At 48.4% G+C, this 19,437-nt stretch carries 17 protein-coding genes and 3 pseudogenes; 17 read left to right on the top strand and 3 right to left on the bottom strand.

The genetic code is table 11. The features are described from left to right. The first annotated feature begins 3 nt into the window (after positions 1–3). The 8 genes from K7P76_RS06540 to K7P76_RS06505 all read left to right on the top strand — a co-directional run bounded on the left by K7P76_RS06540 (position 4) and on the right by K7P76_RS06505 (position 8,685). The gene (locus K7P76_RS06540) at positions 4–1,197 is read left to right on the top strand and encodes an MFS transporter (protein ID WP_232184363.1); all 1,194 of its coding nucleotides are present in this window, start codon (positions 4–6) and stop codon (positions 1,195–1,197) included. 70 nt (positions 1,198–1,267) lie between these two features. Then, positions 1,268–2,740 (top strand): sensor histidine kinase, encoded by a 1,473-nt coding sequence (locus tag K7P76_RS06535; protein ID WP_232184361.1) that lies wholly within the window; start codon positions 1,268–1,270, stop codon positions 2,738–2,740. Next, the gene (locus tag K7P76_RS06530) at positions 2,733–3,422 is read left to right on the top strand and encodes a response regulator transcription factor (protein ID WP_232184360.1); all 690 of its coding nucleotides are present in this window, start codon (positions 2,733–2,735) and stop codon (positions 3,420–3,422) included. The genes K7P76_RS06535 and K7P76_RS06530 overlap by 8 nt, the downstream gene beginning before the upstream one ends. Before the next feature lie 113 nt (positions 3,423–3,535). Continuing rightward, the gene (locus K7P76_RS06525; RefSeq protein ID WP_232184359.1) at positions 3,536–5,047 is read left to right on the top strand and encodes an FTR1 family iron permease; all 1,512 of its coding nucleotides are present in this window, start codon (positions 3,536–3,538) and stop codon (positions 5,045–5,047) included. A 25-nt stretch (positions 5,048–5,072) separates the two neighbouring features. Next, complete coding sequence (efeO, locus tag K7P76_RS06520) at positions 5,073–6,245, top strand: iron uptake system protein EfeO (RefSeq protein WP_232184358.1); 1,173 nt, start codon at positions 5,073–5,075, stop codon at positions 6,243–6,245. A 22-nt stretch (positions 6,246–6,267) separates the two neighbouring features. Next, positions 6,268–7,506 carry an iron uptake transporter deferrochelatase/peroxidase subunit gene (gene efeB, locus K7P76_RS06515; protein WP_232184357.1) on the top strand — a complete coding sequence of 413 codons (1,239 nt, stop codon included), beginning with the start codon at positions 6,268–6,270 and terminating at the stop codon, positions 7,504–7,506. A gap of 145 nt (positions 7,507–7,651) precedes the next feature. After that, positions 7,652–7,996: a CidA/LrgA family protein gene (locus K7P76_RS06510; protein ID WP_232184356.1), complete on the top strand. Its 345-nt coding sequence runs from the start codon at positions 7,652–7,654 to the stop codon at positions 7,994–7,996. Then, entirely contained in the window at positions 7,993–8,685 is a 693-nt protein-coding gene (locus K7P76_RS06505; protein WP_232184355.1) for an LrgB family protein, read from the top strand. The genes K7P76_RS06510 and K7P76_RS06505 overlap by 4 nt, the downstream gene beginning before the upstream one ends. 27 nt (positions 8,686–8,712) lie before the next feature. Here K7P76_RS06505 and K7P76_RS06500 read toward each other — a convergent pair whose 3' ends face one another. Continuing rightward, the gene (locus K7P76_RS06500) at positions 8,713–9,195 is read right to left on the bottom strand and encodes a hypothetical protein (RefSeq protein WP_232184354.1); all 483 of its coding nucleotides are present in this window, start codon (positions 9,193–9,195) and stop codon (positions 8,713–8,715) included. Positions 9,196–9,379: 184 nt separating this feature from the next. On the opposite strand from K7P76_RS06500, the gene K7P76_RS06495 reads away from it, so the two are divergent. From K7P76_RS06495 to K7P76_RS06475, 5 genes and pseudogenes are all read left to right on the top strand, one after another. Further along, positions 9,380–9,637, top strand: coding sequence for a hypothetical protein (locus K7P76_RS06495; RefSeq protein WP_232184353.1), 258 nt, complete (start codon positions 9,380–9,382; stop codon positions 9,635–9,637). A 154-nt stretch (positions 9,638–9,791) separates the two neighbouring features. After that, a pseudogene (locus K7P76_RS06490) lies at positions 9,792–11,126 on the top strand (IS3 family transposase). A gap of 180 nt (positions 11,127–11,306) precedes the next feature. Beyond that, positions 11,307–12,407, top strand: coding sequence for a Gfo/Idh/MocA family protein (locus K7P76_RS06485; protein WP_232184352.1), 1,101 nt, complete (start codon positions 11,307–11,309; stop codon positions 12,405–12,407). 1,176 nt (positions 12,408–13,583) lie between these two features. Continuing rightward, complete coding sequence (locus K7P76_RS06480; RefSeq protein WP_232184351.1) at positions 13,584–13,787, top strand: heavy-metal-associated domain-containing protein; 204 nt, start codon at positions 13,584–13,586, stop codon at positions 13,785–13,787. A gap of 33 nt (positions 13,788–13,820) precedes the next feature. After that, complete coding sequence (locus tag K7P76_RS06475; RefSeq protein WP_232184350.1) at positions 13,821–13,940, top strand: glutaredoxin domain-containing protein; 120 nt, start codon at positions 13,821–13,823, stop codon at positions 13,938–13,940. Positions 13,941–14,190: 250 nt separating this feature from the next. Here the strand turns inward: K7P76_RS06475 and K7P76_RS06470 are convergent. Then, positions 14,191–14,724, bottom strand: a pseudogene (locus K7P76_RS06470) (multicopper oxidase domain-containing protein); the annotation flags it as partial. A 236-nt stretch (positions 14,725–14,960) separates the two neighbouring features. Between K7P76_RS06470 and K7P76_RS06465 the strand changes: the two are divergent. After that, positions 14,961–17,051 (top strand): copper-translocating P-type ATPase, encoded by a 2,091-nt coding sequence (locus K7P76_RS06465; RefSeq protein ID WP_232184349.1) that lies wholly within the window; start codon positions 14,961–14,963, stop codon positions 17,049–17,051. A gap of 221 nt (positions 17,052–17,272) precedes the next feature. On the opposite strand, the pseudogene K7P76_RS06460 reads toward K7P76_RS06465, so the two are convergent. Beyond that, positions 17,273–17,386, bottom strand: a pseudogene (locus tag K7P76_RS06460) (spore germination protein); the annotation flags it as partial. Between the two features lie 146 nt (positions 17,387–17,532). Between K7P76_RS06460 and K7P76_RS06455 the strand changes: the two are divergent. The 3 genes from K7P76_RS06455 to wrbA all read left to right on the top strand — a co-directional run bounded on the left by K7P76_RS06455 (position 17,533) and on the right by wrbA (position 19,426). Next, positions 17,533–18,198 (top strand): SOS response-associated peptidase, encoded by a 666-nt coding sequence (locus K7P76_RS06455; RefSeq protein WP_232184347.1) that lies wholly within the window; start codon positions 17,533–17,535, stop codon positions 18,196–18,198. A 193-nt stretch (positions 18,199–18,391) separates the two neighbouring features. Next, a complete protein-coding gene (locus K7P76_RS06450; RefSeq protein ID WP_232184346.1) occupies positions 18,392–18,739 on the top strand; it encodes a YkgJ family cysteine cluster protein in 348 nt (115 codons plus the stop codon). 63 nt (positions 18,740–18,802) lie between these two features. Then, positions 18,803–19,426, top strand: a complete 624-nt coding sequence (gene wrbA / locus K7P76_RS06445; RefSeq protein WP_232184345.1) for an NAD(P)H:quinone oxidoreductase — start codon at positions 18,803–18,805, stop codon at positions 19,424–19,426. Positions 19,427–19,437 lie beyond the last annotated feature (11 nt).

Genomic DNA, 19,437 nt, shown 5'->3' with positions numbered 1-19,437 from the left:
AACATGCGCTCAAGATCGGGTTCGGATCCATTCCGCAAGCTATGTTTTCAGCTATTCGGCATAGAGTGGGTGCGAGGAGCGATAATGGTCGTTCTTATGCCTTCCTTTGCGATCTCTCGTCACGGGATCTCGTTATCCGTAGTCGGTCTGGCGGTTTCTTTGCATTACTTGACGGACGCTTTAATTAAAAGTTTGGTCGGTTATTGGCTTGACCGTTATCCACGGCTTGTTCTTCATGCAGGTTATGCATTGGCAACTGCTGGATTAGGGCTAATGGCGTCCGCCAACAACGAATGGCTTCTGATAGCGGCTGCCTGCTTGCTCGGAATGGGGCTGTCTCCCGTATGGCTGATTTGCTTAGGGCGGGTGGAGGAGAAAAATCGCGCGGCGCAAATGGGCGTATTGTACGTCTATTGGTTAGCTGGGTTAGGATCGGGCCCAATCTTGATCGGATACGCGATGGATTTAGGAAATCGCATTGCGTTTCTCATTGTTCTGGCTTTCATTGTTTCGGGATGGGCATTGGCCCTTACGACGAGTATTCCTAAACGGTCTTATTCGCTTGGGAACATTCCACTCAAAGAGCAGTTGGCTTCCCTAGTGGAGAAAATGAAGAAAGCGCGGTTTCTCCTCCCGGGCATGCTGCTTCAGACAACGGCTGCCGGTATACTTGTACCGGTTCTATCCACCTTCTCGACGGAACATCTTGCGTTGACCCATTCGCAGTTTTCCATCGTCATGATGGCGGGAGGCGCAAGCGCCGTCATCGCTCTCATTCCGATGGGCAAGCTGTTCGACGCTTTCGAAGGAAAATGGTTTCTCGTGATCGGCTTTAGCGTTTTTGCCGGAGCGCTCTATGCTCTGTCCTACGTCGAAACCTTTGCTAGCGTTGCCGTGATTTCCATCGTGATGGGCTGTGCGTATGCTACCTTGCTTCCCGCTTGGAACGCGATGATGGCCCGTTACGTGCCGGAAGATTCGAAAGGGATGGGCTGGGGCATCTTGTCCTCCGTAGAAGGAATGGGCGTAGTTATCGGTCCTTTGATCGGAAGCTGGCTTGCTGGCGGACATAGGCTGACATTGCCGTTCCTCGTCAGTTCGGGTTTATTCGCGCTGATCGGCTTGATCTATCTAATCACGCCAATCGGTTTCTATGACAAGGAACGACAAACGGTTGAGGTTGAAGTCCGTTATTGAAGGCTTCTCAGCAATTTCTAATCTTTATTAGGTAAGATGGGATTCATGATAGAAGCGGGGAATGAAGCCGATGTCCATCCGAATGAAGTTACTGCTGTCCTATGCGGCAATGCTTGTAGTTCCTCTGCTGCTCCTCGTCTTAATGGCCTTGTCTCTCGTGTTCTTTTTCCGCGGGGATTTGCAAAATTTGCAACACTTCTACGAATCGAAAGCGGAAGGGTTCGAGGAAGACGAGTTTTATCATTTAATTAAGCGGACGATCGTTCAGAATCCTTCGCTGCTCGCGGATCGTCATTATTTGGACGAAATATCCAAAGAGATCAGCTCCAAAGAAACGTATCTTGTTATCCGAATTAACGGGGAAACGGGTTATGCATCTGAAGGGATTCGGGAGCGCAAAGATTTTATCGCCAGCTTGCCCGGATTTCGTAAAACGAACTATCGGGAAAAGACGCCCGCGCATTTTTTCGAGAACGAATACTACTCCTATATACAGAACGATATCTTATCGGCGGCACGTCAGCCGGTTAGCTTATTTCTCGTGACACGAGTGGACCCGCTCGTACATTTAGCCCGGCAGTATTTCCCGTTAGTGCTCGGCCTGCTCCTCGTTGTATTAATCGCAACGCATGTCCTTCTCACTTATTTGATGTCCAAAAATATTATCAGACCGCTACGAGACTTGCGAAATGCAGCTAAATTAATCAAGGAAGGCGATTTGGACTTTCACGTTAAGGTTCGCGGAAAGGACGAGATCGGCCAATTGGGCTTAGCCTTCGAAGAAATGCGGGATCGGCTGCAGCAATCGATTCGCATCCAGATGCAATACGAAGAAAACCGTAAAGAGCTCGTATCGAATATTTCGCACGATTTGAAAACCCCGATCACCGCAATCCAAGGATACGTGGACGGCATTCTTGAAGGCATTGCCGACTCTCCGGAGAAGACGGAGAAATATATCCGAACCATTTCGGCCAAGGCCGAAGAGATGGATCATCTTATCAATGAATTGTTCCTCTATTCCAAGCTGGACCTGAAACGACTTCCGTTTCATTTCGAGCAGGTGCCTATTTACGCTTTTCTATCGGATTGGGCCGAGGAATTGAAATTCGAATTGGACAAAATCGACGTTCGATTCGAAACCGACATGGACTTGGATCAAGGAACGTACGTGTTAATGGATCGGGATAATTTCAGAAGAGTGCTCACCAATATCATTCAGAATAGCCTTAGATATATGGACAAAAAAAGCAAAACTATCCGAATTCTCGTCAGCGACGAAGAGAATATCGTAACTATTGTTATTGAGGATAATGGACCTGGCATATCCGAAGCGGCGCTTCCTTATATATTCGATCGCTTTTATCGGGCGGAACAATCCCGCAACGCCTACACCGGCGGGACGGGATTAGGTCTTGCCATCGCCAAGCAAATCATGGAAGGGCACGGAGGAGATATTCGTGCGTCCAGCACTCTCGGTGAAGGATTGCGGATTATCATTACGATGCCAATTCACATAGAACGGGGCGGAAAAGATGAGTAAAACCATCCTGATCGTGGAAGATGAGCACAGCATAGCGGAGCTTGAAAGGGATTATTTGTTAATCAATGGATTTAAGGCGGACATTGCCGATAATGGCGAGGATGGATTAAGCATGGGGCTGTCCGGCAAATACGATCTAATCGTTCTCGACCTGATGCTTCCGAAGGTTAGCGGTTTCGATTTGTGCTGGCAAATCCGCGAACGGTTGGATATTCCGATTCTGATGGTTACAGCGCGCAGGGAGGATGTCGATATGATCCGAGGCTTGGGCTTGGGAGCTGACGATTATATGACGAAGCCCTTCAAACCCGCGGAGCTAGTGGCGCGAATTAAAGCGCATTTATCACGGTACGATAGGCTGAAAGGAAACAAGGCAGCGACTAACGAATTGGAAATTCGCGGACTGCGGATCGACCCCGATTCTCGAATGGTTTTTAAGGGAGAAGCAGAAGTTATTCTGACGAATAAAGAATTCGATATGCTTTATTTTCTGGCTGCCCATCCGAACAGGGTGTTCAGTAAAGACCATTTATTCGAACGGCTTTGGGGATTCGACGCCATGGGCGATGCCCAGACCGTAACCGTTCATATTCGGAAGTTAAGAGAGAAGATAGAATCGGCACCGGCAAATCCGCAATATATCGAAACGGTATGGGGCGCGGGATACCGGCTGCGAATTTAGACAATAAATACAATTGACACAAGGAAACGGGATGACTATAATAATCCTGAGTATTGAGAATTATTATCACTCGAATGAGAACCTATTTCAATGGCAGCGAGGGGGCAGTCAGAATGAAAAGCACGGGCCAGTGGAATGCTAATGCGCTTTTCACGACGGTTTGTGCATTTATTTTGGTCGCCGCATTGTTTTTTTTAATTTGTCCAACTCCCCATTCCTCTGCTAAATCGGCCACATCGAGCTCGGAGATAGGGTTAATAGGGTCAACTCTCAAGGCAGCCGAAGAAATGGACGCGTATTTGCAGGCTGGGAACTTGGAGCAGGGATCCGAAGCATTCGGGCTCATTAAAAAATGGTGGACCGCGAACAAGAAAACCGTAAAACAAAATTCGCTAGATATGTCGCTTGAGATCGATCGTCAAATCGCCAGCCTTTCGCTCGCGTTTCTGAACAAGGACGTTAAACAAGCGGCAGGTGAAGCCGGAGCGTTGCAATTCTCGCTGCGAAATTACGCGGACGGAGCCTACACCGATAACGACGGAAAACAAAGGATGACTTTGAGCGCCTATGTCATGAAGCTACGGCAAGCGGGCGACCTTATGGCCAAGCAGGCCTGGCCTGAGGCTCTGAGCGAAGTGAAGATGCTCCAGCGGCAATGGCTGTCCGTCGAAGGCGATATCGTTAGCCAATCGCAGAGCGTGTACAATCATGCCGAGAGGGACCTCGTATTGCTGGACGGCTACTTGTCCAGTTCCGACAAACGAGAACAAGCCCAGCCTATCGTCGAACGAATGATTACTTCTCTAACTCCGCTCATCGATGCGCAATATTCATGGTGGGACGCCGCCTTGATACCGCTCCGGGAAGGGATAGAGGGATTGCTCGTAGTAGGAACCCTTCTTATGTACGCTAGAAAATCGAATTCGAGACCCGCTAAGCGATGGGTGATCGGAGGAACGACCGCCGGCGCGGCATTGTGCGTTACTGTTGGGTTTGCCGTTGCTTTTCTGTTGTCGTCGAGCGCGTTCGGACGCAACAATTCGCTCATCAACGGTTGGACCGGCGTATTCGCGAGCGTGCTGCTGCTCTATGTAAGTTACTGGCTGCATCGGAATTCCGACGTTAAGCGATGGAACCGGTTTTTGGAATCGAAGAGTACGCAGGCGCTGACCGGAGGGAAAATGGTTTCGCTCGCGCTGCTCGCTTTCTTCGCTATTGTGCGGGAAGGGTTGGAGACGGTTATTTTCCTTATCGGCATGGTGGGCAAAATGCCGGCGAGCGAGCTCGCTGCAGGTATTGCCGCCGGGTTCGGGATTCTCGGCGTGTGCGCGTTCATCATGATCAAAGCGGGTGCACGGCTTCCGGTCCGCCCCGTATTCCTAGTATCAAGCGTCATCGTATTTTACCTTTGCTTTAAGTTCATGGGTTCAGGCATACATAGCCTTCAGATGGCTGGCGTTCTGCCTTCAACGGTTCAGGAATACTTGCCGGAGCACGTATCCATCAGCCTGTACCCATCTTGGTACAGCACGCTTCCGCAGTTGCTCTTCTTATTGACGGGAATTGCGGTAGTCGTCCTTCAGAGTCTGGTCAGTAAACGCGCGAATAAGAAAATGATGGCTTAAACGGTCAATCGACGGGGGATTCATAATGAATAGATCATACAAATTAGCCAGCGTAATTCTTGCTTCTTCACTATTATTGCTAAGCGCCTGCGGTAAAGAAAATGCAAATCAACCCGTTACCGAGGGTTCAGTCCAGCAAAGCGCGGCTCCATCGGGAGATAAGAGCGCTATACAGCAAGGAACGGCAGCATTGCAGGAAGAGACGAAGAAGCTGCAGGAAGCGATCGACAAGAAGGATGCCGCGGAGGTCAAGCGCCTTGGCAAATCGATCAACGAAGCTTGGCTGTCTTACGAGAACGCGGTACGTCAAGTATTTCCGCTTGAATATACGGAAGTGGAAAAATACGCGATGCCGATTTACTCCGCTTCGGCTTACGACAAAGTGGATTTCGACGCTCTGAAAATAACTGCAGGCAAGCTGCAAGAAGCATTAACGGCTTTGCTGAACGCAAAGGAAACGACGGGCAGCACATCGGAGCTTCTGACCAAAGCGGTAGCTAACTATAAGGTTTACGTCGTAGAGCAAGCCGAGAAACTTGCAAGCGAGACGAAGCTGTTCGCCGAAGCCGTTAAAGCGGGCAACGTGGAGCAAGCGAAGCTGGAATATACGAAAGCCCGGGTTTACTTCGAGAACATCGAGCCGATTGCCGAAAGCTTCGGAGATCTCGATCCGAGAATCGATGCCCGTCTGGCCGACGTCGAGGATGAAAGCACGTGGAGCGGTTTTCACCGCATCGAGAAGGCGTTATGGCTGGACAAATCGTTAGCGGGCCAAGAGAAATACGCCGATCAATTGATTAAAGATACCGAGGAACTTCTTCAGAAAGTAAAATCGATCGAATTGGAGCCGAAGGCAATGGTTGCCGGCGCGATGGAGCTCCTGAACGAAGCGGCAACGTCGAAAATCACGGGTGAAGAGGAATTGTATTCCCACACCGATTTAGTCGATTTCGCGGCGAACGTCGATGGTTCGAAAACCGTATATTTAGCGATCATTCCCGCCTTGAATGAAAAAAATCCGGAACTAGGCGATCAACTGGATAAGCAATTCCTGCTGTTAGAAGGTACGCTTCAGAGCCATCAGAATAACGGTCAATACGTAACCTACGATAAGCTGACGACCGAACAAATCCGTTTGATCAGCGATCAGCTTAGCCAGCTGTCCAACTTGATGTCCCAAACGGCGAGTATCCTTTAGGACGATAGAAGGGGAGAAGGAAATGGACGCATCAACTAAACAAGAGGGAATATCAAGGCGTGATTTTCTGAAAATGTCGGCCGTGGCTGGAGTCGGCTTGGCAATCGGCGCAACAGGAATGAGCGCGATCCAGAACGCCGTCGTTCCCGCGAATTCAACGGCTAACGAGACTGAACCTGCCGGCGACCTCATACCGATGTACGGTGAACACCAGGCCGGGATCATTACTCCGCAGCAAACTTATATGTATTTAGCCAGTTTCCGCATTACCGCGTCGGACCGGGCCGCCGTCATTCGATTATTCCGGGATTGGACGCGCTTCAGCGATTTGAGTACGGCGGGCGGTACAATGAAGACGGGTGACAATCCGCTGCTGCCTCCAAGCGATACGGGAGAAACGGTAGACTTGCCGGCTTCGAAGCTAACGGTGACATTCGGGTTTGGGCCTACGTTCTTTAGTCAGGAAGGCAAAGACCGGTTTGGCATTTCCAGCCAAACTCCTCGTTACCTGAAAGATATTCCCCGCATGCCGCGAGACAATATCGATCCGCTCTTGTCAGGCGGGGACGTATGCGTGCAAGTGTGCGCGGAGGATCAGCAAGTCGCTTTCCATGCGGTACGAAATTTCATTCGACTGTCCACGGGCTCCGCGACGCTTAATTGGATTCAAGAAGGTTTCATTAGCGGAAGTCCCGGGAAAACGCCTCGCAACCTGTTCGGGTTTAAGGACGGAACGGCGAACGGGCTTCATCAGACACCGACCGGCTACGACGACGTCGTATGGGCGGGCGAAGGCGAACCGGCTTGGATGAAAGGCGGCACTTACATGGCTTACCGAAAGGTGCGCATGCTCCTTGAGGTATGGGATCGGTCTTCGCTTAGCGATCAGGAGGATACGTTCGGGCGACATAAGGATTCGGGAGCATCCTACGGCACCAAAGACGAATTCGATAAGGTCGATCCGTCCCGAATGCCGGAAAGCGCCCACGTGCGCCTTGCCAAGCAATCGAAGCAGCTCATCCACCGCAGAGGTTATTCGTATACGGATGGCGTCGACCTGCGGACGGGCAACGTGAATGCGGGACTTTTGTTCATCAGCTATCAGAAAAACCCCGACGAGCAATTCGTGCCGATGCTTAAGCTTATGCAATCACAGGATAAGCTCAATGAGTATACTTCCCACATTGCCAGCGCTATGTTCGCCTGCCCGGGAGGCTTGCACGAAGGACAATATATCGGGCAGAACATTTTGGAATCATAAATATACAGGGGCTATCCCAATCAGGTCTAAACGGCCTGGGGGATAGCCCCTTTTCAATAGAAAGTAGTATAGTAGAGAAAAGATTTCGCGGTTCGGTGAGCAGTCTTTCGGCCGTTTCGTTAATTGGAAAAAGGAGAGCGGGAACGTGCTAGGATTAGCTATTTTGCTAGGATATGAATTCATCGGTTACATCGCCCGCCATTTCCTTGGCATTCCGCTTCCCGCGAACGTTATCGGGTTGATTTTACTCGCGATTTCTTTGTTCTGCGGATGGGTTAAGCTGGAGTGGATCGAGAAATCGGCGGACTTTCTGCTGAAGCACTTCATGATATTTTTCGCGCCGACGATCGTTGGGACGATTGCGTTTTTCGCGAGAATCGGCGACGAATGGGTGGCGATTTCCTTAAGCATGGTAGGGAGCGCGATTGCCGTGCTTCTTCTAACGGGATGGTCTACTTCTTGGTTCGCGGGTAAGGAGGAGACGAAATGACGCAGCTCAAGGAGCTCTATAATCAGCCGTTATTCGGGATTGCCCTGACAGTCTTGTTCTATGTGGCTGCACAGCGGTTGAATCTAAGATGGAGATGGCTGCACCCCTTATTCGTGACCGCGGGCGGAATGATGGTTTTCTTACTCCTGTGCGACATTCCTTATGAGAGTTATAAGGTTGGAGGGGATGTCATCACCTTCTTTCTAGGGCCGGCGACAGTGGCGCTTGCCGTACCCTTATACAAGTCCGCACAGGTTATGAAGGGGAAAATACGGGCGATCGTCGCGGGTGTAATTGTAGGTTCCGTGTGCGGATTAGTGTCCGTAGCTTTCTTAATGATGTCTCTTGATGCCACGAGGGATACGTTATTGTCCATGTTGCCGAAATCAACTACGTCCCCTATTGCCATCGAGCTTGCCCGCCAACTGGGCGGGACTCCCGAGCTTGGCGGTGTGTTTGCCGTTCTGACGGGATTATTCGGAAGCATGTTCGGTCCTGCTATCCTCCACTCGGCAAGAATTCGCGGAAATATTGCGATAGGAACCGCAATCGGCACCTCCTCTCATGGCATTGGAACAGCCCGGCTCTTAAGGGATTCGGAGGTGCAAGGCGGCATTAGCGGATTCGCGATGGGTTTAACAAGCGTGATTACTCCGATACTGTGCATACCGATTTATTGGTTGATATGAACGTGAATTCCGCGAGAAGCTGTCGATTTATTTCGTATAAGCAATCGTTACCGAAGTTTCTCCTTTGAATTCCGTAGATTCAGCGATCGTAAGATAGAACACCCAGGTAGGGGTACTTCCTGATATTGAAACGCTGCCTTCAACAGGCTCATCCATGAATTCGTATCCCTTGTCGATGAGCATTGCACGATAGAGCTTGGCGGTTTCTTCAAGGCTTGTTCTGACGCGGAACGAAAGCTGATAAAATCCGTCGCCTTTCGTAACGCCATCACCGGTCTGTATTGCCGTTACATCCTTGGCGCCTTCGAGTATTCGAATGTCTTTGGGGACGTCGCTTGGAAGCTCGGAGCTGGACACAGCGGCGAGAGCCGTCTGAGAAGGCTGTATTGACTCGCTGCCGGGATCGGTGGAATCGAACATACGGCTCGCGCTGCAGCCGACCAGACTTACGAGTGCAACCTGGATGAAGAGGAGAAGCAACGAAGCTTTCGCTAAATGAACTGACTTCATGAATTCACTCCTCCAAACTTGCGATGATACGAATTGGAAATTAATATACATATCGTATCAAATGTGGTTGTTACAAGCAACTTTGGACGAGGTCATATCTATTGTCTATGCACCCAACGCTGCGCTATACTTTGAATGAGTTGGTACGAAAGTTCAAGCAATTTGCGAAAAATGGAGTTGTGAAATGAGTAAAGGAAGAGTGTGGAACAAGGGGAAACGCAATGGCGGGGGCGGTATACCGCCTGGAAAAATAAGCTACAAAGAACGGCTAAAAAACGAAAGTGCCGATAGCCTTATTAAAACAGAAGAGTCTTCCGCAGCGACTAACGGAGAGGCAAGCCGAGTTAATCGTGTTGAGAAAATGAACCGCGACAACTGGGTCACTCGCCCGGTAAGGATTAAAAGGGATCCTAATCCCGACATTGATCCTAAGAAAATCTAATATCAGAGACTTCGATAAAAATGATTTATTAAAAACCTCGGATCAATTGCTTGCGCAATACACTGGTACCCATAGTCTGGACACTTTGAAAAAGTGTTCAGACTATGGGTACCTTTTTTTGTATACTAGAGTAAGCACCGGAGGGGATTACATCATGTCTAAGAAAATCTTTAGCGAAAAAGACCAAATGAATTTATCGATGAATAAATACGTGATCAGGATAAGCGATAAAGCAATAACCTATGCGGATGAATTTAAGCAGTTGTTCATCGATCAATACATGGCAGGTAAAACCCCTAGAGAAATCTTTGAAGCTAACGGGTTTGATGTAAACGTAATTGGAATTCAACGTGTAAAAGAGTGTGCCAAACGTTGGAGAAATGCATATGGGAAAGACGGAATTATTGGATTAGCTGACTCCCGTAAGGAAGCTTCTGGACGTCCGCTGAAGCGTGAACTAACGCAGGATGAAGTGATTGCAAGACAGGAAGCAAGAATTAGACACCTTGAGTCTCAGGTGGAATTGTTAAAAAAGCTAGACACGAAAGAAAGGTTGCTGGTAGCAAACGGAAAGAATCTAAGCAAGAATAAGTTATTTGAGCTGATTAAAGAGACTGTAGGTCAGGGTTTAGGACGTACAACTCGCTACCTCTGCGATTTACTTCACGTATCTCGCTCAGGCTACTACAACTACTTACAAGCCGTAGATACCCGTAAAGAGCGGTCTCTTTCGGATGCCAAAGCTGGAGAGCTGATCAAGAAGGCATTCAATAGAAAGGGCTTTAAAAAGGGTTCTCGTTCTATTAAGATGACGCTTGAGAACGAGTTTGGCGTGATCTACAACCTGAAGAGAATCCGCAGGCTTATGAAGAAATTTGACCTCGTATGTCCACATCGAAAACCCAATCCCTACAAACGTATGGCCAAGGCGACACAGGAACATCGAACCCTTCCCAACAGCTTAGAGAGGGATTTCCGAAAAGGTGTTCCTGGGCTTGCCTTGCTCACAGACATTACCTACCTCCCTTATGGCCGCTCAGAGACGGCATATTTGTCCACCATACTAGATGCCTCAACAGGAGAGATCCTCTCCTATAACCTGTCCAACCGCCTCACACTGGACATTGCTACCGACACGATTGACGCACTCGTAAAGCAAAGACGGCTGAAGCTGCACAAGGATGCATTTATCCATTCGGATTAAGGAAGTCATTATACGAGCCCCAAATACCAAGAACTATTAAAGCAAAAAGGGTTAGGTCAATCCATGTCTAGACGAGGAAATTGCTGGGACAATGCGCCACAGGAGTCGTTTTTCGGCCATATGAAGGACCATGTTGACCACCGTAGTTGTCCATCATTAAGAGAACTTCAACGTAAGATTGACTGTTACATCCGTTACTACAACAATAATCGCTATCAATGGGGATTAAAAAAGATGACCCCTGTGCAATACAGGAATCATCTATTGTTAGCTGCCTTGGCATAAACCAGGGTTTTTTAAAGTGTCCTTGACAGAGGGTCCAGATCACAATGATCCAAGGTTTTTTTCGGTATCCGTAAACTAGCCAAATTTCAATAATGAAATCCCAAAATAGCCGTATCCTATAAGTGATACACTAAGGTTAGTTATAAATAAGATTGATTAATAGGGAGATGACGACTGTCCATGGGTAAGATCAAAGCGGGAATGATCGGCACGGGTAACATTAGCGGCATTTATTTTCAGAACGGGCAGCGGTTCGAATCGATGGATATCGTTGCTTGCGCGGATATCGATGTTGAACGCGCTAAAGCCAAAGGGGCAGAATATGGCATCCGCGGCTGTTCGGTCGAAGAACTCCTAAGCGATCCGGATATTGAGCTCATTATTAATCTGACCATCCCCCAGGCGCACGCTAACGTTTGTTTGCAAGCGCTTGAAGCCGGAAAGCACGTCTATGTGGAGAAGCCTTTGGCCGTAACCCGCGAAGACGGCTTGAAAGTGCTCGAGCTCGCTCGCCGCAAAGGGCTGTACGTAGGATGCGCACCGGATACGTTCCTCGGCGGCGGAATCCAGACTTGCGTTAAGTTGATCGAAGACGGTTGGATAGGAACGCCGATCGGCGCAACGGCTTTTATGCTTGGCGATGGGCCCGAAGGCTGGCATCCGGCGCCGGAGTTTTTCTATCAAGCTGGCGGCGGTCCGATGTTCGACATGGGACCTTATTATTTAACGGCGCTGATCACCCTTCTCGGTCCGATTAACCGGGTAACGGGAATGACCCGCATCTCGTTCCCTGAGCGAACGATCGGGAGCCAGCCGAAATTCGGCCAGGTCATGAAGGTAGAAATTCCGACCCATATTGCCGGGGTACTAGAGTTCGCTTCCGGACCGATCGGTACGATTCTAACTAGCTTCGATGTGAAAGGCGGGACGCAGCTGCCGCGGATCGAAGTGTACGGCAGTCAAGGTACGTTAATCGTACCTGACCCAAACACGTTCGGCGGCCCCGTCTATATCCAACGGGCAGGAGGCAAAGAATGGTCCGAAATTCCGTTAAGCCACGGCAAATCGGAGAATGCCCGAGGCGTGGGGGCAGCGGATATGGCGAAGGCTATCATGTCCGGCCGCAAGCATCGGGCGAACGGCGATATGGCTTTTCACGTGTTAGAGGCCATGCATGGAATCCATGACGCATCCGAGCAAGGAGCTCATTACGTGATGAAGAGCACTTGCGAGAAGCCTGCACCTCTGCCGATCGGCTTGGCGGATTTCGGTTTGGATTGAGTTAGCGGACTATGATAACGGAAAGTAAAGGAGCCGGCGATGATTTTCGCTGGCCCTTTTTGTTCAACTACCGGAAAGTTTATGGCCTAGTTTCCGTGCCATTTCGGAGAAATCGTACCATAATAGGAATAGGTAAGGATAATCTTCAACATGACTTGGTCAGTTCTCCTTTTCCCTTCCTTCACACCGTACGTGATGCTTTCGCATCATATGGCGCTCCATCATGACCTCTACATGAAATCAGTTCAACTTTTCCCTAATCAGAGAGAGAATCCTCTATGATGAAGTAAGTTAGATTGTTGTTCCCATCTTTCCTTGCGGAGTATTTAGGATGGGATTAGTCAGGTGTGCACAGCGGCTTCCCTAACGGTAGAATGTTTCATGTAGAAAAAAATCTTAGTCATGACTATGCCCCTTCGATCGAGGTCGTTTTTCTCCTCCTTCGTTCATCGCTGAACGTAGTGACTCACGGCGACCTGTCCTCACTACTACGGGCTGATGTCCTCTGAATGCAGCAGCCATTTCCTTCTGCTTAGAGGCATTAGGGTTCCCTCCCCTTGGCATCCTCTTTCAGAGTTCAGCTGTTTCCTGTATCTTAGTCTTATATGGTTGCCTTAGGTCTCTCTTATAGCCCGCCAGCCGTCCTTTTATCCAGAGATGGCGGATGCAGGACTTTTATCCTCTATGGGATAAAGATCGTGATCGGTATGGGATATTACCTTCACCATGACTGATCCCCTTAACAGGGGCGTACAACTTCATTTCGTTGCACTAGGCATTTCGAGCCGTACACTCAGAGATTCGTCGGTGTCTTACGAACACATTCTAACCATAGCAACCCATGACCTCCCGACTACTTCATTTGCCATCTCAAGCTCATTTTTCGCCGTCCTCAGCGAGCTCTCATACAAGAAAAGAGAGAACTTCTCTTGCACGCGGGGCTTAGAGTAGGATCGCCAACTTTCGATCTAAGCAGGTACTTTCCCTGCCTATTCAGATACAGAATTCGGTTGCCACATGACAACCGCTCGCTTTTATTGAGCATTTCTGCTCAGATTGTGTTCGAGAACAGCGCGCACATCCCAGTAACTCAAGAATACAAAAAAAAATCGCTCAAGGCTAACGGATTTCATTCCGTTTGGTGCCTTGAGCGAAGCGAAAGGAATGGGTATAACTATGCAAGAAGCAACCGTTAATGTACAAGGCATGTTTTGCCGCTCTTGCATACATGCAATTGAAGGGGCACTTGAGTCGATCGGTGCTGAAGGCCGCGTTAACTTTGAACAGGGCACGGTACATGTTCAGTATAACGAAGCGAAAGTACAATTAGCCGACATAAAGGAAGCCATCCAAAACAAGGGGTATAACGTTGTAGCATAAGAGCATTCGATAGTAACAAGGAGTGATCATGGAATGAAGGAAACCGTAAAAATTTATTCGATCCCCACTTGCAGCGACTGCAATTATGCCAAACGTTACTTCAAAGAACACGATATTGCCTATACAGATTTCAACTGCGAAGAAGACGCCTAGTATGCGGAGGAAGTCTGGAATTTGACCGGAAAACAAATTGTCCCGACGATCGTGATCGGCGACAAGGTGTTTGTTGGATTTGCGGAGAATCTAAATGAGATCAGAGAGCTTTTAAGTTAACCTGGACCCGGCCGAAATGGCCGGGTTATCGCCGGGCTTACTTAACATCAAACGCGACTCGTACGCCAGAGGCTGCTTGATTATTTAAATTAACTTGTGAATGAGTGCTCATTGTTGTATTACTCCGGTTTATTTCCGGGTCTGCAATAAAATCAGTCTTGTAATCTGTATATTTTAATTCCGTTACCATGCCAGACGAAGCATGATGAAGATCGTGAAAATGGAACATCCAGTTTCCTTCATTATTTGCTTCGAATGCGACAACGTATTCTTCGCCCGGCTTCAAATTCAACTTATCCTTAATAATGGGGGACCCTTCAAGCGGTTTCCCGTTTTTGCTTAGCACTTGAAAGAAGTGCCCGTGTAGGTGCATCGGATGGTCGTCGGTTCTCGAATTATTGACGAGGCGGACCTTGACGGTATTTCCTTTTTTGACGTTTATCGGTTCGGTTTCCGGAAACGTTTTTCCGTATATGGTGTAGACCATTTCGCCGTTTTTCATTTCGGTGTTCAAATTCATTGTGTATTCCAAAGTGTACTTCTGATCAAACGTAAAGTTAGATTTGCCCGCTTGGCCGTATCGGCTCATATCGACAACCGCCAGTTTCTCCGATTCATTCGCTTTGTCGGAACCCGCGGCAACTCCTTCATAAGCGATCGTCGCTGGATCGTCTGGACAAAATCAGTGCTCTCAGAAGAGAATTTCCAGTATGGGATCCAACAATTTTCAGCGGAGACCGCTACCCGGCAGAAAGGCGGCAGATTAGATATTCTTTAGCGGCGTTCCGTGTTGTTTTTGTTGGGTTAACATCTTCATTTCGAATCCGATCATTGTTGATACAAGATTTTAATATTATTATATTACTATATTGACAAAAATATTAGGGAGGTGTCATAAGGATGGATCATCATCAAGGACATGCTCAGTATTCAAACCATGGGGATAAGAACAAAGTCAACCATTCCGTGAGTTCGTATCAGCAGCATCATCACCACCACCACGAAGATAAATCCAGACACGCAGACGATTCTCACCGCATGGACAAGCATGCCGGTCACCACGTTGATGATTTTAAAAAACGCTTCTATATTTCTCTTGCCGTAACGATACCGATCCTCATCCTTTCCCCGATGATTCAAATGTTTCTCGGCGTGGATTGGCGGTTTCCGTACGATACGACCGTTCTTTTTCTTCTTTCCTCATTTGTATTCTTCTATGGCGGCACACCATTCTTGGCAGGCGCTTATCGTGAACTGAGACAAAAAATCCCCGCCATGATGACATTAATCGCACTCGCGATTGTCGTAGCTTATTGCTACAGTTCCTTAACAGTGTTTGGTCTAACCGAGGTTGATTTTTTCTGGGAGCTCGCTACACTGATTGACATCATGTTGCTCGGACACTGGTTGGAAATGAAGTCGATTTTAGGCGCATCACGTGCATTAGAGGAACTGGTCAGGCTCATTCCTTCCGAAGCGCATCTGGTCGACGATGATGGAGCAATAAAAGACGTCTCCGTTATGGAGTTGAAACCACAGCAGGTCATCTTGATTAAACCTGGTGAGCGTATTCCCGTTGATGGTGCGATTAAGATTGGTCAATCCTCTGTAGATGAGTCCATGCTCACCGGTGAATCCGTACCGGTCGTGAAGAAATCTGGAGACAAAGTCATTGGCGGAGCCATCAATGGGGAAGGTTCATTAACCGTTACAGTACAAAATGAAGGCGGGAAAGGATATTTATCTCAAGTCATCAAGCTGGTCAAGGAAGCGCAGGAATCCAAATCCAAGGCGCAAAATTTGTCGGACAAAGCGGCCAAATGGCTATTTTACATTGCATTGGCAGCTGGGTTGATTACGTTGGCTGCATGGTTATCCATGGGATTCAGCTTTGATTTCGCCATGCAACGTATGGTTACCGTCATGATCATCGCATGTCCTCATGCATTAGGTCTTGCTGTTCCTCTGGTCGTCTCTACATCCACATCATTGGCGGCCCAAAAAGGATTATTGATTCGCAACCGCACCGCATTCGAAGAAGCGCGGAAGTTGAACGCCGTCGTATTCGACAAGACAGGAACGTTGACACAAGGCAAGTTCGGCATTACCGACATTCTTATGGCCTCCGGATACGATGAAACAGAGTTATTGAAGATCGTCGGCGCTTTGGAGGCCCAATCCGAGCATCCCATTTCCAAAGGAATTACAGCAGAAGTGAAAAAGCGCAACATTTCCGTCTATGGGGCGGAATCCGTCGAAAACTTGACCGGAGAAGGTCTTCAAGGGATTGTCGGCGGCAAAAAAATAAAAGTGGTAAGTCCCGGCCATATGAACAAGCATCAAATTGCGTATCCTGCCCAGGATTATGAGCGGCTGGCCTCACAAGGTAAAACCGTTGTTTTCGCAGTGATCGACGGTCAATTTGCCGGTATGATCTCTTTGGCCGATCAAGTCAGAGAAACTTCCCTTGACGCCATAGAGAAATTGAAAATTCTAGGGGTCACATCCATGATGTTGACCGGCGACAATAAGCAAGTATCGGAGTTGGTGGGAAGCCAGTTAAATATAGATGAAATTTATGCGGAAGTCCTTCCCCATCAGAAAGCGGACAAGATCAAGGAGATTCAGGAAAAAGGATATCTTGTGGCAATGACGGGAGACGGGGTAAATGATGCTCCAGCCTTGGCAATAGCCAACCTGGGTATTGCAGTCGGCGCAGGGACGGACGTTGCCATTGAGACGGCGGATGTGGTGCTGGTCCGAAGCGATCCGGAGGACGTGGTTTCCATTCTGCATTTATCCAGAAGGACCTATGCCAAAATGGTTCAAAATTTATGGTGGGCGTCAGGCTATAATATCGTGGCCATTCCATTGGCCGCGGGTATATTATACGGAGCCGGCATCCTGTTAGATCCTGCAGTGGGAGCGGTTTTGATGTCACTCAGCACCATTGTGGTCGCTATTAATGCAAAGTTATTGAAGGCGGATTAAACGCTCTTTTGGGTATAAAATCAGGTCAGGCACATTCCCCAGGATCTCAACAAGAGATACGTTAGAAAGAGGTCATTTTACTCTCTGTTCGACGAGTTTTTGCTTGGAGTACATGTCGATCTTGAAATTGATCATAGCAATATAATTTCAATAAAACAAAACCCATCATGCGACTTTCTAATGATATTGCGTGCAACGAGTTACGTTTCTAATTTTCAGGGCAGAAGGAATAAATAACGCAACCAACGTATTGCTGTACCGATTAGAAACCGTTCATAGTAATCTTCGTTAGACTGGAGCAAAGAATAAAGAGTTATCGGAGCAATCAATACAAAAAAAGCCTATTATCATGATGGGCTTCATCGAAAGTTCGTGCCCGCAGCCCTCAAACGAAGAGGGATCGTCTTGGATACCATACATAATTTACCTTGCTTCAGCCCACACTGAATACGTATAAATATACGGAAATGGGCTGATGTTCATGTGCAATCGCTATTCGCTCACGGCAGAGTTATCGGAATTAACGGAAGATTTCCGTATCGATCGGGTTCATGTTCCCTACTTGAGACGTTACAACATTGCGCCCACCCAGCAAATCCCCATCATTCAGCAAATCGGCGAAGAGCGTTGCTTGAATCAACAACGTTGGGGGTTGATGCCGTATTGGGGGAAAAGCTCCGTTAACGCAAGCTTGGACACTTTGGGAGATAAAACCTATTTGCGTTCCATGCTGACGAAAAAAAGATGTATCGTTCCTTGCAGCGGATTTTATATTTGGAGGCAGGAAGGGAAGAGCAGAAGCGCTTGGCGAGCCGTGCATAGGAGAAAATCCACCTTCGCCATGCCCGGCATCTACGACTTATGGTTAGACTCCGAGAAGAACGAGTTTCCGATGTGCACATTGATTACGAGGGGTTCGGCCTTTGAAACGGAACATCGGCTGCCCCTGATCCTCGACGAAGCTTCAATCGATGTATGGCTTGACCCGAAGGAAACGCGGACGGACGTCCTTTATGCGCTCCTTCAATCGCTGCCGGAATCCGAGTTCCGAATCTATCCCGTCACTCCGTTGATCGAAAGCGTCGCGCTTGAAACGCCGGATTGCATCGCGGAGCTTAATCCTGCGTTGTCGTTAGTGAAAATATAATCGTCGGAAAATGAAAAATGCAGGCGGCTTCTTTATAGAAGCTGCTTGCATTTTTGTTATTGTATGGCTTGTATTAATATGGTAAACTAATTTTTGGAAAATAAATTTAGATTAAAATTATACCACATTTTTATGAATTTGTCAATGTAATTTCGAATGAACGGATAGGGTAGTCACCTCAAGGGGGTTTGCGATGAATAGCCTTCCATGCCAAGGATGCAAAGGGCTTTGCTGCGGTCCGGTACCGGTAACGGAGCAGGAGCTCAAAGGCTTAAAGAAGAAAATAAAAGCGATGCCGTTTCAACAGCGGAATGGGCTGGAAAACCAGCACCGGTATTTCGGGACTTGTATTTTCTATGATCTAGACAATGATAAATGCGGGGTACATTCGGCTAGGCCGGCAGTTTGCCGTGCTTTTGGGCTCCATGCCAATCTGGTCTGTTTTCGTAAACCCGAGGCTGCTGCTGCGGGAAATTGGATGGCCGACAACGATCCTGTTGGCGTGTTGTCCGTGGACTTTACCTGGAAGGATTTCAAGTAACATCCGCTGTGCATAGTTTCTGGATCAAGAAGGGCATTCTTAGGGGGAATACAAAACAAGGAGATGGTTCCCCTGTCAGATGTCAAACTTGCAGTCATTTACTATAGCTCTACCGGCACCAACTATCAGTTGGCGCAGTGGGCTGCGGAAGGCGCTAAGCAAGCGGGAGCCGAAGTCAAGATCTTAAAGGTACCCGAGCTTGCTCCTGAAGCCGCGATTGCTTCTAACCCCGGATGGAAAGCGCATGTTGAAGCTACGAAAGACGTACCAACGGTTAAGCCGGAAGATTTGGAGTGGGCTGACGCCTACATTTTCTCCACGCCGACTCGCTTCGGCAACATGGCAGCGCAAATGAAGCAGTTTTTCGATACTTTAGGCGGACTATGGTTCCAAGGCAAGCTCACGAACAAAGTGGTCAGCGCTATGGCGAGCGCAGGCAACCCGCATGGCGGACAGGAAGCGACGATATTGTCGCTCTATACGTCCATCTATCACTGGGGCGGAATTATCGCGGCTCCGGGGTATACAGATCCCGTTGCTTACCCGGCCGGTGGCAATCCATACGGAACTAGCGTTACCGTGGATCAATCCGGCAAGCTGATCGAAGATGTTCAAGCCGCGGTCATTCATCAAGGCAAACGAACCGCGACGGTAGCCGGTTGGGTGAAAAAAGGGATGCAGGGTTAACGAAAACATAA

Source organism: Cohnella silvisoli, from assembly GCF_021190915.1.
In the GTDB taxonomy this organism is placed as follows: Bacteria; Bacillota; Bacilli; order Paenibacillales; family Paenibacillaceae; genus Cohnella; species Cohnella silvisoli.
Note: the sequence above shows the minus strand (reverse complement) of the source record. Positions and strands in the feature narration are given on the sequence as shown.

Excerpts from the sequence above, each read along its gene's own strand:
- efeO (WP_232184358.1), top strand. The coding sequence starts at position 5,073 with ATGAATAGATCATACAAATTAGCCAGCGTAATTCTTGCTTCTTCACTA.
- wrbA (WP_232184345.1), top strand. The coding sequence starts at position 18,803 with ATGGTTCCCCTGTCAGATGTCAAACTTGCAGTCATTTACTATAGCTCT.
- K7P76_RS06500 (WP_232184354.1), bottom strand. The coding sequence starts at position 9,195 with ATGAAGTCAGTTCATTTAGCGAAAGCTTCGTTGCTTCTCCTCTTCATC.
- K7P76_RS06535 (WP_232184361.1), top strand. The coding sequence starts at position 1,268 with ATGTCCATCCGAATGAAGTTACTGCTGTCCTATGCGGCAATGCTTGTA.
- K7P76_RS06485 (WP_232184352.1), top strand. The coding sequence starts at position 11,307 with ATGGGTAAGATCAAAGCGGGAATGATCGGCACGGGTAACATTAGCGGC.
- K7P76_RS06455 (WP_232184347.1), top strand. The coding sequence starts at position 17,533 with ATGTGCAATCGCTATTCGCTCACGGCAGAGTTATCGGAATTAACGGAA.
- efeB (WP_232184357.1), top strand. The coding sequence starts at position 6,268 with ATGGACGCATCAACTAAACAAGAGGGAATATCAAGGCGTGATTTTCTG.
- K7P76_RS06450 (WP_232184346.1), top strand. The coding sequence starts at position 18,392 with ATGAATAGCCTTCCATGCCAAGGATGCAAAGGGCTTTGCTGCGGTCCG.
- K7P76_RS06480 (WP_232184351.1), top strand. The coding sequence starts at position 13,584 with ATGCAAGAAGCAACCGTTAATGTACAAGGCATGTTTTGCCGCTCTTGC.
- K7P76_RS06540 (WP_232184363.1), top strand. The coding sequence starts at position 4 with ATGCGCTCAAGATCGGGTTCGGATCCATTCCGCAAGCTATGTTTTCAG.
- K7P76_RS06495 (WP_232184353.1), top strand. The coding sequence starts at position 9,380 with ATGAGTAAAGGAAGAGTGTGGAACAAGGGGAAACGCAATGGCGGGGGC.
- K7P76_RS06530 (WP_232184360.1), top strand. The coding sequence starts at position 2,733 with ATGAGTAAAACCATCCTGATCGTGGAAGATGAGCACAGCATAGCGGAG.
- K7P76_RS06475 (WP_232184350.1), top strand. The coding sequence starts at position 13,821 with ATGAAGGAAACCGTAAAAATTTATTCGATCCCCACTTGCAGCGACTGC.
- K7P76_RS06505 (WP_232184355.1), top strand. The coding sequence starts at position 7,993 with ATGACGCAGCTCAAGGAGCTCTATAATCAGCCGTTATTCGGGATTGCC.
- K7P76_RS06525 (WP_232184359.1), top strand. The coding sequence starts at position 3,536 with ATGAAAAGCACGGGCCAGTGGAATGCTAATGCGCTTTTCACGACGGTT.
- K7P76_RS06465 (WP_232184349.1), top strand. The coding sequence starts at position 14,961 with ATGGATCATCATCAAGGACATGCTCAGTATTCAAACCATGGGGATAAG.